This window comes from Streptomyces sp. NPDC059875 (assembly GCF_042731085.1).
Taxonomy (GTDB): domain Bacteria; phylum Actinomycetota; class Actinomycetes; order Streptomycetales; family Streptomycetaceae; genus Streptomyces.
In genome coordinates this window covers 24,548-39,125 of record NZ_JBHWJZ010000024.1, presented here as the reverse complement: position 1 = coordinate 39,125, position 14,578 = coordinate 24,548, and the positions used below count along the sequence as shown (strand labels likewise).

Genomic DNA, 14,578 nt, shown 5'->3' with positions numbered 1-14,578 from the left:
TGGCTCCGTTCCGGAAGGGTTGGTACGGACTGCCAGACGTGGGATCGGGCGTCGAAGTTGCCTCCCGCGGCCACCGGTGGTGATCATCTGGCCTACCCTGCTGCGAGTGAGCGGAATAGATCTGGGCAACGGAGTGGTCGGTGCCATCCTGGGAGTCGTGTTCGCCACCCTGTTCCAACAGTGGACTCAGGACCTCTGGTTCAGGGTCAGACGCCGTTCGGCGGGGATGGTCCGCAGCCTCACCTACCGGGAGCAGCAGGGCGGGGCGTGGTCGACGTTCTCCCTCGGTCCGCTGCACACCTCCGCGCTGATCGTCGAGGGCGACGGCGACCGGGCGATCGCCCCCGAGGACGTCCACGTCCAGGTCCTCACCGAGGAGGTCGCGCTGCCGGAGGAGATGGCGGGCTGGCGCGCCGAGATCGAGGCGGAGGAGAGCCGTGCCCAGACGTCCGGTGAACGGGCGCCGGTGTGGAACGGGCCGCGGTACGCCGTCGAGAGCCTGGAGATCTCCCGGAGCGCCCTCGACGAGCAGTCCGAGGTCCATCTGCGCCTGCGGCCGACGGACTACTACACCTTCCTCGCGGCCCAGCAGCTGGACCGCAGACTGCCGGACGGATCCACCCCCCGGTCCCGCTACCTCGACGCCGAACAGCCCCTGACCGCACCCGCGTTCCTGCAGTGCAGCTTCGCCGTCAACGTAGCCGTGGTCACCTCCGACCACCTTCTCGTCGTGAGCCGCCGCAGCGACCGGGTCCGCATGGCGCCGGGCGTCTGGAACTCCTCCGTCAACGAAGGTCTCTCGCGCCACATCGACTCGGCCGGCCGCAACGCCCCCGACGTGGAGTCCGTCGCCCGCCGCGGCATGCGCGAGGAGCTGTCCCTGGAACCGCACGAGTACACACTCGCGCTGCTCGCCTTCGTCCTCGACGTGGAGAAGCGCCACTGGAGCGCCCACTTCTACGCCCGGCTCACCGACATGACGGGTGATCAGCTCACGACGCGGATGAGCCGGGGCGTCGCCGACCGCTGGGAGAACCAGACGATCGAGTACGTCCCGTTCCGCTCGACCGACGTGACCCGGTACCTGCTCCGCCCCGACCGGATCCACCGCTGGGCTCCGCTGGCGCCCGCGCTGTTCCACCTGGCGCTGGTTCACGTGCACGGCAGGGCGTCGGTGGAGCGGGCGGAGGCGCAGGCGATCCGGCGGCTCTAGGGGCGCTGAACGCCCAGGCGGCGGAGCGCTTCCGGTGCCTCGTCGACGGAGTCGACCAGGGCGATCCGGGCGGCCATCGGGCGCTCCGCGGCGAGGGCCTGGAGCAGCGGCCAGGTGGGCAGCCGGTCCGTCCAGTGGGCGCGGTTCACCAGGACCATCGGGGTGGGTTCTCCCCGTGACTCGTAGTAGTTCGGGGTCGTGTTGTCGAAGATCTCCTGCACCGTGCCGGCCGCGCCCGGCAGGAAGATCACGCCGGCGTCGCACCGGGCGAGCAGGCCGTCCTCCCGTGTGGCGTTGGCGAAGTACTTCGCGATGTGGCCGGCGAACGGGTTCGGCGGCTCGTGGCCGTAGAACCAGGTGGGGATGCCGACCGAGTCGCCGCCCTTCGGCCAGCGGGCGCGGACCTCGAACGCGGCGCGCGCCCAGTCGGTGACGGACGGGGTGAACGAGGGCGCCTTGGCGAGGAGTTCGAGCGCCTCGTCGAGGACGTCGTCGGCGAGCGGGGAGGTGTACGCGCCAAGGTTCGCGGCCTCCATCGCGCCGGGGCCGCCGCCGGTCGCCACGGTGAGACCGGTGCGCGCCAGCGAGCGCCCGAGCCGTGCCGCACCGGCGTACGCGTCGGTGCCGCGGCCCATCGCGTGCCCGCCCATGACGCCGACGACCCGTTTGCCGACGAGGAGTTCGTCGAGGGCGTCGGAGATCGCGTCGTCGTGGATGGAGCGGAGCATCGACGCGAAGATGTCGCCGTCGGCCTTCGTCCGCTGGAACCAGTCGTACGCGAGGGCGTCGGGGGTCGCCTCGTACCCCTCGTCCCGGACGCCGTCGAACAGTTCGCCGGGGGAGTAGAGCCGGGCTCGGTACGGGTCGAACGGCAGATCCGGCACGGGCGGGAAGACGAGGGCCCCGTCGGCGCGGACCTTGGCGGCGGCCTCGGGCTGCATGGCGCAACCGAGGAAGACGGCGCCGGTGGTGGGGGCGGAGAGGAGCGCGAAGGTGCGGTCGGTGAGGTCGACGGACTGGATCCGGTAGCCGAGGAGGGACCCGCGGGTGATGATCGCGTCGAACTCGGCGGGGGTGTGGATTTCGCGTTCGTTGCGGGTCATGGGGACACCCTAGGTCCCTGGGGCGCGGGCTTGTCGGGGCGCCGAACCCGTGGGTGCCGGGCCGGAGGGGCGGACGCGCCCGCAGGGGCGCCGTCCCGTGTGCCCACCCTCCCCCAAGCTCTCGGCTTCGCTCGAGCAGGGGGGACCCCCATCGCCCAGCGGGACGATTGCCCACACGGGGGTGGAGCGGCGGCGTCAGCCCCTCAGCGGCATCGCTGCCAGTTCTGCCACCAGCCAGGTCAGTGGCAGGAACACCGCCAGCAGGATGCCCGCGCGCATCAGGGCCGCTGTCCGCAGGACCGTGGGTGGGGCGCCCAGGCGGACGAGGGCCTCGGTGGTGTGGGCGCGGCACTGCTTGGACTCCAGGGCCGCCGTCAGCAGCGTCGCCGTCGTGCAGGCCATCACCAGCGCCGCCCCGAGGCCCGTCAGCGGGCCGAAGCCGCCCGCCTGGGAGCCGTACAGCGTCGCCGCCGCGAGGGCGCCCGAGGCCACCGCGCACACCACACCCAGCGGGCGCCCGATGCGGCGGGACTCGTCCATCAGGACGCGGCCGGCGAGAAGACGGGTCGCGCCCGGGCGGGCCGCCTGGAGGAGGCGGCCGCACCAGTGGGTGATGCCGGGGCCCGCCATCGCGAGCCCGAGCGCGGTGAGGATCCAGCCGGCGAGCACGCCGCCGGGGCTTCCGTCGAAGCGGCCCGGCAGCGGGAACGAGCCGTCCCCGCCGCCCTCGCCCGCGTACGTCTCGACCGCGAGGCCCATCGCGAGCAGCGCCACGCCCCACGGCAGCCCGGAGGGGGCTGTCTTCTCCGCGCCCTCGGGGGCCGGGGGAGTCTTCCGGGGGCGCAGGGAGAGACCCGCCGCCGTGGAGGCGGCCACGGGCAGGACGGCGAGCAGGGTGAGCGCGGCGGCGAGCGGGATCGGCTGGTCCGCGGCGAGCAGCTCGGCGGCCGCGCCGTCGAAGGGCAGCCCGGTGATGTCCCCGCGCAGGTGCAGGTAGAACAGCAGCGCGACCATGGAGCCGAGCGTGCAGGAGACCGCCGTGGAGGCGGCGGCGAGCGCCGTGAGCCGGGCCGGGCCGAGGCCGATCGCCGAGAGCCCGGACCGCGGCCGTGTGCTGGGATCCGTACGAGCCACGGCCACCGCGAAGTGCACGGTCGCCGCCATCGGGATCAGGCACCACAGCAGGCGCAGGGTCGCCGCGGCCGACCGGTCCGGGTGGCCCACGGCGTACCCCAGCGTGCACAGCAGCAGAAACCCGACCCCCGCGGCCGCCGCGGCGACCAGGAGGCGCCGCAGCAGGACGAGGGGGTGGGTCCCGCGGACTAGACGGAGAGCGAGCACGCGGCGACGCCCTCCGCCCCGGTGGTCGGCGTCACCGTGCCCACGCGGCGCCCGTCGAGGAGGGCGACCGAGCGGTCGGCGAGACCGGCGACCTCGGTGTCGTGGGTGGCGAGGACCACGGTGATCCGGTGGGAGCGGGCGGCGGCGGTGAGCGTGCGCAGCACCTGGGCCCCGTCGGCGCGGTGCAGCGAGGCGGTCGGCTCGTCGGCGAAGAGGACCGACGGGGTGGTGACCAGGGCGCGGGCGATCGCGACCCGCTGGCGCTGCGACTGGGTCAGGGCGTGCGGACGCTTACGGGCGTGCATGCCGATGTCGAGCCGCTCCAGCCACTCCAGGGCGGAGGCCTTGGCCGTCCGGTGCGAGACCCCGCGGAGCAGGAGCGGCAGGGCCGCGTTCTCCCAGGTGGTCAGCTCGGGGACGAGCCCTGGCTCGGGGTCGATCCAGCCGAACCGGTCCCGGCGCAGCCGTTCGCGCTGGGCCTGGCTCATGGTGTGCACGGGGCTGCTGTTGAACCAGACCTCGCCCTGCTGGGCGAGCATCTGCCCCGACAGGCAGCGCATCAGTGTGGTCTTCCCGCTGCCGCGCGGGCCGACCAGGGCGAGGATCTCCGCCTCGCGCACTCCCAGGGAGACGCCGGTCAGTACGTCCGAGCCCTCCAGGGTGCAGTGCAGGGAACGCGCCCAGAGCACGTCGTTGTCCGGTGGGGCCATCGCGTACACCTCGATGTCGGATCCGATTCTTGCGTTCCCCCGTCCGGGGGAACGAAGGGACGGGCCTGTCGGTCACTGGGCACCGTAAGGATTCAGATCCGTTTGTACGGACAGCACGCGGCCCGGGCCGCCGCCATCCACTCGGATGGCGGCATGCCCGGGCCGGGGGTCACGCCGTGAGGGCGGCGTGAGGTCCTGTGCCGCGGAGGGCGGGGACGGTCAGAGCTTGGTCCACGCCTCGGTGAGCACCGAGCGCAGGATGCCTTCGATCTCGTCGAAGGTGCCCTGGTCGGCGATGAGCGGCGGGGCCAGCTGGATGACCGGGTCGCCACGGTCGTCGGCACGGCAGTACAGACCGTTGTCGAAGAGCGCCTTGGAGAGGAAGCCGTAGAGCACGCGCTCGGTCTCCTCGTCCGTGAAGGACTCCTTGGTGACCTTGTCCTTGACGAGCTCGATGCCGTAGAAGAAGCCGTTTCCGCGGACGTCGCCGACGATCGGCAGGTCGTGCAGCTTCTTCAGGGTGTCGAAGAAGTTGCCCTCCTGGTCGAGGACGTGCTGGTTCAGGCCTTCCTTGTCGAAGATGTCGAGGTTGGCGATCGCGACCGCCGACGACACCGGGTGGCCACCGAAGGTGTAGCCGTGCAGGAAGGTGTTGTCGCCCTTGTAGAACGGCTCCGCGATGCGGTCGGAGACGATGCAGGCACCGATCGGGGAGTAGCCCGAGGTCATGCCCTTGGCGCAGGTGATCATGTCCGGCACGTAGCCGAACTTGTCACAGGCGAACATCGTGCCGAGGCGGCCGAAGGCGCAGATCGTCTCGTCCGAGACGAGCAGCACGTCGTACTGGTCGCAGATCTCGCGGACCCGCTGGAAGTACCCGGGCGGCGGCGGGAAGCAGCCGCCGGCGTTCTGCACGGGCTCCAGGAAGACGGCCGCGACGGTCTCGGGGCCCTCGAAGAGGATCTGCTGCTCGATCTGGTCGGCGGCCCAGCGGCCGAAGGCCTCGGGGTCGTCGCCGTGGATCGGGGCGCGGTAGATGTTGGTGTTCGGCACCTTGTGCGCGCCGGGGACCAGCGGCTCGAAGGGGGCCTTCAGGGCCGGCAGGCCGGTGATCGACAGGGCGCCCTGCGGGGTGCCGTGGTAGGCGACCGCACGCGAGATGACCTTGTACTTGGTGTGCTTGCCCTGCAGCTTGAAGTACTGCTTGGCGAGCTTCCAGGCGGTCTCGACGGCCTCACCGCCACCGGTGGTGAAGAAGACCTTGTTCAGGTCGCCCGGGGCGTAGTCGGCCAGACGCTCGGCGAGCTCGACGGCCTTGGGGTGCGCGTACGACCATACGGGGAAGAACGCGAGCTCCTGGGCCTGCTTGTACGCGACCTCGGCCAGCTCCTTGCGGCCGTGTCCGGCGTTGACCACGAAGAGACCCGCGAGACCGTCGAGGTAGCGCTTGCCCTTGTCGTCGAAGATGTAGGTGCCCTCACCACGCACGATGGTGGGGACGGGGTTGTTCTCATACGACGACATGCGGGTGAAGTGCATCCACAGGTGGTCGTACGCGGTCTTGGACAGGTCCTGGGTCACGGTTATCGAGTTCCCCACATATAGGTCTGCTTCTTGAGCTTGAGGTAGACGAAGCTCTCCGTGGAGCGCACGCCGGGGAGGGTGCGGATGCGCTTGTTGATCACATCCAGCAGGTGGTCGTCGTCCTCACAGACGACCTCCACCATCAGGTCGAACGAGCCCGCGGTCATCACCACGTACTCACATTCGGACATGGCAGTCAGGGCTTCCGCCACCGGATCGAGGTCACCCTCGACGTTGATGCCGACCATCGCCTGTCGCCGGAGGCCCACGGTGAGCGGGTCGGTGACGGCGACGATCTGCATGACGCCCTGGTCGAGCAGCTTCTGGACGCGCTGCCGTACGGCTGCCTCGGACAGGCCCACGGCCTTGCCGATGGCGGCGTACGGACGGCGACCGTCCTCCTGGAGCTGTTCGATGATCGCCAGGGAGACGGCATCGATCGTCGGGGACGAACCGGAACCGGTTCTGGAGTTCGTGCTTTGACTGGCCACGACTTCACTGTGCACCGAGACTCGTCTGTCTCGCAACCCCAGAGCGATGAAATTCGTTGTTTTCGGTTCTCGAAGACACTGAATCCGAAGTTGGGGGGTGCCGGGCCTGTCGAAAGCGTCCGCCGAGCGACTACTGTGGGGGTGTCTCATCCATCGGGACAGATTGATCTCTGAACGACAGGAGGGGTGGCAAGTGACCACCGAGCTGCGCCGGCTGCGTAACTACATCAACGGGGAGTTCCGGGACGCCGCCGACGGGCGGACCATCGATGTGGTCAACCCGGCCACGGGCGAGGTCTTCGCCACGTCTCCGCTCTCCGGACAGGCGGACGTCGACGCCGCCATGGACGCGGCCGCGGCCGCGTTCCCGGCCTGGCGTGACACCACGCCGGCCGAGCGCCAGAAGGTCCTGCTGAAGATCGCGGACGCCTTCGAGGAGCGCGCCGAGGACCTGATCGCCGCCGAGGTCGAGAACACCGGCAAGCCTGCCGCCCTCACCGCGAGCGAGGAGGTCCCGCCCATGGTGGACCAGATCCGCTTCTTCGCGGGTGCCGCCCGGATGCTCGAGGGCCGTTCGGCCGGCGAGTACATGGAGGGCATGACCTCGATCATCCGCCGCGAGCCGGTGGGTGTCTGCGCCCAGGTCGCGCCGTGGAACTACCCGATGATGATGGCCGTGTGGAAGTTCGCCCCGGCCCTCGCCGCGGGCAACACGGTCGTCCTCAAGCCGTCCGACACGACCCCCGCGTCGACCGTCCTGATCGCCGAGATCATCGGGCAGATCGTGCCCAAGGGCGTCTTCAACGTGATCTGCGGCGACCGCGAGACCGGCAAGGCGATGGTCGAGCACCCGACCCCGGCGATGGCCTCCATCACCGGTTCGGTACGCGCCGGCATGCAGGTCGCCGAGTCGGCGGCCAAGGACGTCAAGCGGGTCCACCTGGAGCTGGGCGGCAAGGCCCCGGTCGTCGTCTTCGAGGACACCGACATCGCCAAGGCCGTCGAGGACATCTCCGTGGCTGGCTTCTTCAACGCGGGCCAGGACTGTACGGCCGCGACCCGTGTCCTCGTGCACGAGTCCATCCACGACGAGTTCGTGACCCAGCTGGCCAAGGCCGCCGCCGACACCAAGACGGGTCAGCCGCACGACGAGGACGTGCTGTACGGCCCGCTGAACAACGCCAACCAGCTGGCGCAGGTCACCGGCTTCATCGACCGCCTCCCGGCCCACGCCAAGGTCGAGGCCGGCGGCCACCGGGTCGGCGACAAGGGCTACTTCTACGCCCCGACCGTCGTCTCCGGCCTCAAGCAGGACGACGAGATCATCCAGAACGAGGTCTTCGGCCCGGTCATCACGGTGCAGTCCTTCCGTGACGAGGAGCAGGCGCTCGAGTACGCCAACGGCGTCGAGTTCGCCCTCGCGTCCTCGGTCTGGACGAAGGACCACGCCCGTGCGATGCGGATGTCGCGCGCGCTGGACTTCGGCTGCGTGTGGATCAACACCCACATCCCGCTGGTGGCCGAGATGCCGCACGGCGGCTACAAGAAGTCCGGCTACGGCAAGGACCTCTCGGCGTACGGCTTCGAGGACTACACGCGCATCAAGCACGTGATGACGTCCCTGGGCTAGTCGACAGGCAGTCACCAAGCAGTCCGACCGCGGCCCCGACACCTTGATCGACAGGGTGTCGGGGCCGCGGTCGTTCGGTCGACGGACCGTCCATTGCTCCGCCCCGGCCCGCCCGGGATGCTGCTCGGATGAGAGCGACAGCGAGGAAGCACGTGTCCCGCCGGTCCCTGCTGCGCGGGATGGGAGGTGTCGGGGCCGCCGCCCTGGCCGCCGGCTGCGGGGTGCCCGCCGCCTATGTCGAGCCGGGGGAGCGGGCCGGCCGGGACCTGTCCGCGCGGGACCGTACGCTCGACTTCGCCAACTGGCCGCTCTACATCGACACCGATGACGACGACACCTCGAAGCGACCCACGCTGGACGCCTTCTCCGAGCGCACCGGGATCTCCGTCCGCTACACCGAGGAGATCAACGACAACGACGAGTTCTTCGGCAAGATCAGCCCGGCGCTGATGAACCACCAGGAGACCGGTCGGGACCTCGTCGTCGTCAGCGACTGGATGGCCGCTCGGTTCGTACGGCTCGGCTGGGTGCAGGAGATGGACCGGGCGAAGCAGCCGAACATCACCCGGCACCTGGACCCGAAGCTGCGGTCGGCCTCCTTCGACCAGGGCCGGCTGCACACCGTCCCCTGGCAGTCCGGGATCACCGGCATCGCGTACAACCGCAAGGAGCTGGGCCGGGAGATCCGCTCGGTCAAGGAGCTGTGGGACGGCGAACTGCGCGGGAAGGTCACCCTGCTGTCCGGGCTCGACGAGTCCTTCGCGCTGCTCATGCAGGGCAACGGCGTCGACGTGACGAAGTGGACCGCCGACGACTTCCACGCGGTGTGCGAGCAGATCGAAGGTCTCGTACGGAACAGGCACATCCGGCGCTTCACCGGCAACGACTACATCAAGGACCTGTCGACCGGCGACGTGCTGGCCTGCCAGGCGTACTCGGGCGACATCATCCAGCTCCAGGCCGACAACCCCGACATCGAGTTCGTCGTCCCCGAGGAGGGCGCGGAGCTCTGGGCCGAGTCGCTGATGATCCCCAACCTCGCGCAGCACAAGACCAGTGCCGAGCAGCTGATCGACTACTACTACGAGCCCGAGGTCGCCGCAGAGCTCGCGGCCTGGGTCAACTACGTCTGCCCGGTCCCCGCCGCCCGAGACGTCCTGGCCGACTCCGACGACGAGGAGCTGGCGGCCCTCGCCGAGGACCCGCTGATCTTCCCCGACGACGAGATGCGGGGACGCCTCGCGATCGCCCGGGACATCACCTCGGAGGAGCGGGCGGAGTTCGCCACGAGGTGGAACTCGATCGTCGGCCTCTGAGTTCGCCGCGCCGCCTCCTGCCCACCCCCATTTTTGAACGCGTTCATGACGGGCGTAGGGTGCTGTCATGAACGAGACGAAGGGGCCGAGAGCCCTTCTCAGGTGTATCCGTGTGTGGCTGGTCGTCTTCATTGTCTGTCTGGTGCTGAGCGGGCTCACCGCCTTCCCGCTCGTCACCGAACTCCACCTCGTCGAGGAAGCGTTGACCTCGTGGGCGGCCCCGGTCGCGGAGCTCTTCCCCGGTCTCCTGGAGTGGATCCAGCGCGTGCGGGACGGCCTCGACGCCGCCGACGCCCAGTACCCCTTCCTGCTCTACGGCACCGACTGGCTCGCCTTCGCGCACCTCGTCATCGCCGTCGCGTTCTACGGCCCCTACCGCGACCCGGTGCGGAACATCTGGGTGATCGAGTTCGGGATGATCGCCTGCGCGGGGATCATCCCGCTCGCCCTGATCTGCGGCCCGATCCGGGGCATCCCCTTCTGGTGGTCGGTCATCGACATGTCGTTCGGCGTCTTCGGCGTGATCCCGCTGCTCGTCGTACGACGGATGATCAAGCGGCTCGAAGCGGCGACGACCGGATCGCCTCAGCTCGTCGGCGCGCCGTAGGCCGCCACCATGAGGGCCAGGGCGACCTTGTTCATGTCCTGGCCCTTCGCGTCCGTGGAGTTGACGCTGTAGACCAGCGTGCGCGAGCCGTCGCGGGTCGAGGCGATCGCCGCGTTGTAGCCCCACCGGCCGCCCGTCTTGCCGCACACCTCCCGCCCGCCGAGCTTCTTCATCGAGAGCCCCGCGGAGTACGCGGCCGGGTCGCCGCTCTTGAAGTCCGGCACCTCCGGCAGCGTGAACATCTCCTCCAGAAGGGGCCCGCGCACCACCCGCCCCTGGAACAGCGCCGTCGTGAAGCGCTCCAGATCGGACGTCGTGGAGACCAGGTCGCCCGCCGCCCAGCCGTCCGTGGTGCCCCACACCGAGACATCGCGCAGTCCGGTCGTGCCGTCGTCCAGCCTCATCGTCTGGTAGCCGTGGTTGTGCGGGCCCTCGATGCGCGGGTCGGTCCCCGGGAGGTACGTGCCGCGCAGTCCGAGCGGGCCGAGGACGCGCGCCGCGACCTGGTGCTCGTACGTGTCGCCCGTGACCCGCTCGATCAGCAGACCCGCGATCGTGTAGCCGATGTTGAGGTAGTGCTGCCGGGTGCCGGGAGCGAACTCCGGCTTCTTCGCCGTCGCCGAGCGGACCATCGCGCGCGGGTCGTGGATCTCGAAGCGGTTCGCGTACCACTCCTCGACCGTCGAACCGGCGAAGTCGGGCGCCGGGATGCCGTGGGTGTGGTTGAGCAACTGGCGGACCGTCACCTTCCCGTACCGGCCGGGGATCAGCTCCGGCAGATACGAGCGGGCCGAGCGGTCCAGGTCGAGCCGCCCCTCGGCGGCCAGTTGGAGGGCGACCGCCGCCGTGAAGACCTTGGTCACCGAACCGGCGCGGAACCGGGCGTCCGGATCGGCCGGGCGCATCGTCTCCAGGTCGTGCACGCCCGAGCTGCCGTGCCAGGTGCCTTCGCGGCCTCCGACCCGTACCAGCGCGGCCGTCGCGTCCGCGCGCGGCAGCCCGGCGATGGCGGCCTCGAGCGCCGGGTCCGCGGTGGCCCGGGCGGCGGATGCGGACGCGGAGGCGGTGGTGGCGGTCGCCGGCAGGACCGCCGGGCCGGCCGCGATGCCCAGGACGATGCCTGCGGCGAGCAGGGTGCGGGTACGCGCGTTCATGGTCAACTCCGTGGGTGTGAGCCGTTGTTCTCGACGACTCCCATCCTCTTGACCTGCGGCGATCCATGGATCGCCGGAGCGGGGGATCTATGCCCGCCCCGGTTCTCCCCCGGGCGGGGGAGAACCGGCCGTGACCAGACCGCTCTCGTACGCGTAGATCACCGCCTGGATCCGGTCCCGCAGCCCCAGCTTCGCGAGCACGTTCCCCACATGCGTCTTCACCGTGTGGTCGCTGACGACCAGCTCCGCCGCGATCTCCGCGTTCGACAGACCCCGTGCGAGGAGCAACAGGGTCTCCCGCTCGCGGGCGGTCAGCGCGTCGAGGCGCGGGTCCGGGCGTGGCGCCGGGCGGGTGGGGCGGGTGTACTCCTCGACCAGCCGGCGCGCCACGGACGGGGCGAGCAGCGAGTCGCCCCGCGCCACCACCCGTACCGCGTGCACCAGATCGTCCCGGCGCACGTCCTTCAGCAGGAACCCGCTCGCGCCCGCGTGCAGCGCCTCGTAGACGTACGCGTCGGAATCGAAGGTCGTCAGCATCACCGTCCGGCACGCCGACTCCGCGCTGATCGCCCGGCAGGCCTCGATGCCGTCCATCCGCGGCATCCGGATGTCGAGCAGCGCCACATCGGGGGAGTGGAGGCGCACCGCCTCGACCGCCTCGGCCCCGTCTCCGGCCTCCGCGACCACCTCGATGTCCGGCTGGGCGTCGAGGATCATCGCGAAACCGCTGCGGACCAGCTCCTGGTCGTCCGCCACCACCACCCGGATCGTCACCGCGTCACCTCCGCCGCGGACGGTACGGGGAGTTCCACCCGCACCTCGAAGCCCCGGCCGTCCGGCCCCGGGCCCATCACCGCCGTACCGCCGTGCGCGGCCGCCCGCTCGCGGATGCCGACGAGCCCGTGACCCCCGGAGCCCTGCGCGGAACCGCGCCGCGGACCACGCCCGTCGTCCGTCACCACGATCTCCAGGACGCCGGCATGGTGGGTCAGTCGTACGGAGGCGGTGCGCGCCCCGGCGTGCTTGACCACGTTCGTCAGTGCCTCCTGGACGATGCGGTGGACGGTCGCCCCGGTGGCGGACGGCAGCGCCCGCACCCCGCCCGTCGCCTCGTACGTGACATCGAGCCCGCTGGCCCGTACCCGCTCCACCAGCTCGGGGAGGCCCGTGAGGTCCGGCTGCGGCGCGCGAGGCGCGGCGATCTCCCCCTCCTCCCGCAGCACGCCCAGCATCCGGCGCAGCTGCATCATCGCGTCCCGGCCCGTCGCCGAGATCGCGTCGAACGCGGCCTCCGCCCGCTCCGGAGCGGTCCGCACCGCCACCGGACCGGCCTCCGCCTGCACGACCATCAGGCTCACCGCGTGCGAGAGGATGTCGTGCATCTCCCGTGCGATCCGGGCCCGTTCGCGCGCCGCCGCCCGCTCGGCCTCCATGCGTGTCGCCCGCTGCCGGGCGTCGGTGAGCCGTCCGAAGACGTAGGCCGCCGCGAACACGAAGAGGGAGAAGGTCAGTTCACGCGCCGAGCGGGTGTTCAGCCATACCGACACCGGCACCGCGACCACCAGCAGCAGACCTGTCGCCAGCCGCTTCCACGGCGGCGAGAGCGCGGCGATCGTGTAGACGATGACGAGCCCGGTGTACGGCAGGGGCTGGCCGGGGCCCTCCAGGGCCAGCACGTACAGCGTGCTCGTCGCCAGGATCGCGAGGAGCACGACGGTCGGCGCGCGCCGCCGCCAGATCAGCGGCACCACGGTGAGCGTCGTCAGCCCGTACGCGGGCCAGGTCGCCGGCTCCAGCTCCGGCGGGCGCGGCACCACGAACGGCATCGTCATGGCCGCCTGGACGAGCAGCGCGATCCCGATGTCCACGGCGAGCGGATTGGCCGTCCCCATGGCCCGGGCCCGCTCCCACCACCCCCGTACGTCCCCCCGTATGCCCATTACGGCTTGCGGCCCACCGCGCCGAACTGCGCCACCTCGCTCGCCGGGGCGAACCGCCAGCTCGCGCAGGAAACGATCCCCGGCTCCAGGACGTCGAGACCGTCCAGGAAGGAGGCGAACTCGGCGCGCGTGCGGGCTGTGATCGGCGGAGTCGCGTTCTCGTTCCAGAACGCCATCGCGGCCACGTTCCCCTCGCCGCCCAGATCCGGCTCCAGGGTGGGGTGGGTCAGCACGAGGTACGAGCCGGAGGGGACCGCGTCCATCAGCGTACGGACGACGGACCGGGCCTCGTCGGTGTCGAGGACGAAGTTGAGGATGCCGAGCATCATCACCGCGACGGGCCGGGTCAGGTCCAGCGTCCGCGCCGCCGCCTCCAGGATCCGCTGCGGGTCCCGGGCGTCCGCGTCGACGTACTCGGTGACGCCCTCCGGGGCGCTGGTCAGCAGCGCGCGGGCGTGCGTGAGCACGATCGGGTCGTTGTCCACGTAGACGATCCGGGCCTCCGGCGCGACGCGCTGGGCGACCTCATGGGTGTTGTCGGCGGTCGGCAGGCCCGTGCCGATGTCCAGGAACTGGCGCACCCCGGCCTCGGCCGCCAGATGCGTCACCGCCCGGCCGAGGAACGCCCGGTCCGCGCGGGCCACTTCACCGATGCTCGGATAGAGGCCGGTGACCTGGTCACCGACCGCTCGGTCCACCGGGTAGTTGTCCTTGCCGCCCAGCCAGTAGTTCCACACGCGGGCGTTGTGCGCGATGTCGGTACGGATCCTCTCGGTCCCGGTCACCTCGGCGTACCCCTTCGCAGTTCGGCGGCGAGCGCGTCCACACGGTTGGTGGTGATCGAATCCACCCCGTGGGACAGGAGCTTACGCATGGTGTGCCGGGTGTCTGCGGTCCAGGCCGACAGGAGGTAGCCGTCGCGGTGCACCCGCTCCACCAGCTCCCGACTCACCAGCCCGAAACGGTAGTTGAGCCAGCGCGGCTTCACCGCCGCCAGCAGCGCGGCGCGCGGCGGTGCCAGCGTCGTCCACGTCAGGGCGATCTCCGCGGCCGGGTCGGCGGCCCGGACCTGGAGCATGGCGACCCCGCCCGCGCAGTAGTACACCCGCTCGCCGGCCCCGCACTCGCGGACCGTGCCGACGATCGTGCGCACGGAGTCCTCGTTCCCGCCGGGCAGGTCGAGCATCAGCCGGTGCGAGCCGGCCGCGATCAGCGCCTCGCGCAGCGTGGGGACCCCGCCGTGGGTCAGCTCGCGCAGCTGCGCGTGGGACAGGGCGGAGAGGGGTCGGTCGTGGCCCCACAGCCGTTTGAGCGTGTCGTCGTGGAGAAGGACGGGGACGCCGTCGCGGGTGAGCCGTACATCGATCTCGACGGCGTCCGCGCCCCCCTCGATCGCCGAGAGGATCGAGGGGAGCGTGTTCTCACGGACGCGGTACGGGTCGCCGCGGTGGCCTACGACAGTGACGTGGTCCCTGGTGACGTGGTCCAT

General features: G+C 70.9%; 14 protein-coding genes. 4 read left to right on the top strand and 10 right to left on the bottom strand.

Annotation, left to right across the window (positions count from 1 at the left end; translation table 11 throughout):
• Positions 1 to 106: 106 nt before the first annotated feature.
• Positions 107 to 1,213: a hypothetical protein gene (locus tag ACFV9D_RS26555; RefSeq protein ID WP_385151167.1), complete on the top strand. Its 1,107-nt coding sequence runs from the start codon at positions 107 to 109 to the stop codon at positions 1,211 to 1,213.
• Here ACFV9D_RS26555 and ACFV9D_RS26550 read toward each other — a convergent pair.
• The 5 genes from ACFV9D_RS26550 to ACFV9D_RS26530 form a co-directional block, all read right to left on the bottom strand.
• Positions 1,210 to 2,316 carry an LOG family protein gene (locus tag ACFV9D_RS26550; RefSeq protein WP_385151164.1) on the bottom strand — a complete coding sequence of 369 codons (1,107 nt, stop codon included), beginning with the start codon at positions 2,314 to 2,316 and terminating at the stop codon, positions 1,210 to 1,212. The genes ACFV9D_RS26555 and ACFV9D_RS26550 overlap by 4 nt on opposite strands.
• Positions 2,317 to 2,511: 195 nt before the next feature.
• Positions 2,512 to 3,657 carry a hypothetical protein gene (locus tag ACFV9D_RS26545; protein ID WP_385151161.1) on the bottom strand — a complete coding sequence of 382 codons (1,146 nt, stop codon included), beginning with the start codon at positions 3,655 to 3,657 and terminating at the stop codon, positions 2,512 to 2,514.
• Positions 3,639 to 4,367, bottom strand: coding sequence for an ABC transporter ATP-binding protein (locus tag ACFV9D_RS26540; RefSeq protein WP_385151159.1), 729 nt, complete (start codon positions 4,365 to 4,367; stop codon positions 3,639 to 3,641). The genes ACFV9D_RS26545 and ACFV9D_RS26540 overlap by 19 nt, the downstream gene beginning before the upstream one ends.
• Before the next feature lie 219 nt (positions 4,368 to 4,586).
• Positions 4,587 to 5,966 (bottom strand): aspartate aminotransferase family protein, encoded by a 1,380-nt coding sequence (locus tag ACFV9D_RS26535; RefSeq protein ID WP_385151157.1) that lies wholly within the window; start codon positions 5,964 to 5,966, stop codon positions 4,587 to 4,589.
• Complete coding sequence (locus tag ACFV9D_RS26530) at positions 5,951 to 6,457, bottom strand: Lrp/AsnC family transcriptional regulator (RefSeq protein WP_385151154.1); 507 nt, start codon at positions 6,455 to 6,457, stop codon at positions 5,951 to 5,953. The genes ACFV9D_RS26535 and ACFV9D_RS26530 overlap by 16 nt, the downstream gene beginning before the upstream one ends.
• Positions 6,458 to 6,635: 178 nt before the next feature.
• On the opposite strand from ACFV9D_RS26530, the gene ACFV9D_RS26525 reads away from it, so the two are divergent.
• The 3 genes from ACFV9D_RS26525 to ACFV9D_RS26515 all read left to right on the top strand — a co-directional run bounded on the left by ACFV9D_RS26525 (position 6,636) and on the right by ACFV9D_RS26515 (position 9,995).
• Positions 6,636 to 8,072, top strand: a complete 1,437-nt coding sequence (locus tag ACFV9D_RS26525; protein ID WP_385151150.1) for a gamma-aminobutyraldehyde dehydrogenase — start codon at positions 6,636 to 6,638, stop codon at positions 8,070 to 8,072.
• Between the two features lie 152 nt (positions 8,073 to 8,224).
• Positions 8,225 to 9,388, top strand: coding sequence for a spermidine/putrescine ABC transporter substrate-binding protein (locus ACFV9D_RS26520; protein ID WP_385151147.1), 1,164 nt, complete (start codon positions 8,225 to 8,227; stop codon positions 9,386 to 9,388).
• 67 nt (positions 9,389 to 9,455) lie between these two features.
• Entirely contained in the window at positions 9,456 to 9,995 is a 540-nt protein-coding gene (locus tag ACFV9D_RS26515) for a hypothetical protein (RefSeq protein ID WP_385151144.1), read from the top strand.
• Here the strand turns inward: ACFV9D_RS26515 and ACFV9D_RS26510 are convergent.
• From ACFV9D_RS26510 to ACFV9D_RS26490, 5 genes are all read right to left on the bottom strand, one after another.
• Positions 9,974 to 11,149: a serine hydrolase domain-containing protein gene (locus tag ACFV9D_RS26510; protein WP_385151141.1), complete on the bottom strand. Its 1,176-nt coding sequence runs from the start codon at positions 11,147 to 11,149 to the stop codon at positions 9,974 to 9,976. The two genes, ACFV9D_RS26515 and ACFV9D_RS26510, sit on opposite strands and share 22 nt — an antisense overlap.
• A gap of 87 nt (positions 11,150 to 11,236) precedes the next feature.
• Positions 11,237 to 11,923 carry a response regulator gene (locus ACFV9D_RS26505; RefSeq protein WP_385151138.1) on the bottom strand — a complete coding sequence of 229 codons (687 nt, stop codon included), beginning with the start codon at positions 11,921 to 11,923 and terminating at the stop codon, positions 11,237 to 11,239.
• Entirely contained in the window at positions 11,920 to 13,089 is a 1,170-nt protein-coding gene (locus ACFV9D_RS26500; RefSeq protein WP_385151135.1) for a sensor histidine kinase, read from the bottom strand. The genes ACFV9D_RS26505 and ACFV9D_RS26500 overlap by 4 nt, the downstream gene beginning before the upstream one ends.
• Positions 13,089 to 13,874 (bottom strand): SAM-dependent methyltransferase, encoded by a 786-nt coding sequence (locus tag ACFV9D_RS26495; RefSeq protein WP_385151132.1) that lies wholly within the window; start codon positions 13,872 to 13,874, stop codon positions 13,089 to 13,091. The genes ACFV9D_RS26500 and ACFV9D_RS26495 overlap by 1 nt, the downstream gene beginning before the upstream one ends.
• Positions 13,871 to 14,578, bottom strand: a complete 708-nt coding sequence (locus ACFV9D_RS26490; protein ID WP_385151129.1) for a glycerophosphodiester phosphodiesterase — start codon at positions 14,576 to 14,578, stop codon at positions 13,871 to 13,873. Before ACFV9D_RS26490 ends, ACFV9D_RS26495 begins: the two co-directional genes overlap by 4 nt.

What these genes read in the sequence shown, in the direction of transcription:
- ACFV9D_RS26550 (WP_385151164.1), bottom strand. Translation starts at nt 2,316, where the DNA reads ATGACCCGCAACGAACGCGAAATCCACACCCCCGCCGAGTTCGACGCG.
- ACFV9D_RS26540 (WP_385151159.1), bottom strand. Translation starts at nt 4,367, where the DNA reads ATGGCCCCACCGGACAACGACGTGCTCTGGGCGCGTTCCCTGCACTGC.
- ACFV9D_RS26515 (WP_385151144.1), top strand. Translation starts at nt 9,456, where the DNA reads ATGAACGAGACGAAGGGGCCGAGAGCCCTTCTCAGGTGTATCCGTGTG.
- ACFV9D_RS26510 (WP_385151141.1), bottom strand. Translation starts at nt 11,149, where the DNA reads ATGAACGCGCGTACCCGCACCCTGCTCGCCGCAGGCATCGTCCTGGGC.
- ACFV9D_RS26500 (WP_385151135.1), bottom strand. Translation starts at nt 13,089, where the DNA reads ATGGGCATACGGGGGGACGTACGGGGGTGGTGGGAGCGGGCCCGGGCC.
- ACFV9D_RS26490 (WP_385151129.1), bottom strand. Translation starts at nt 14,578, where the DNA reads ATGGACCACGTCACCAGGGACCACGTCACTGTCGTAGGCCACCGCGGC.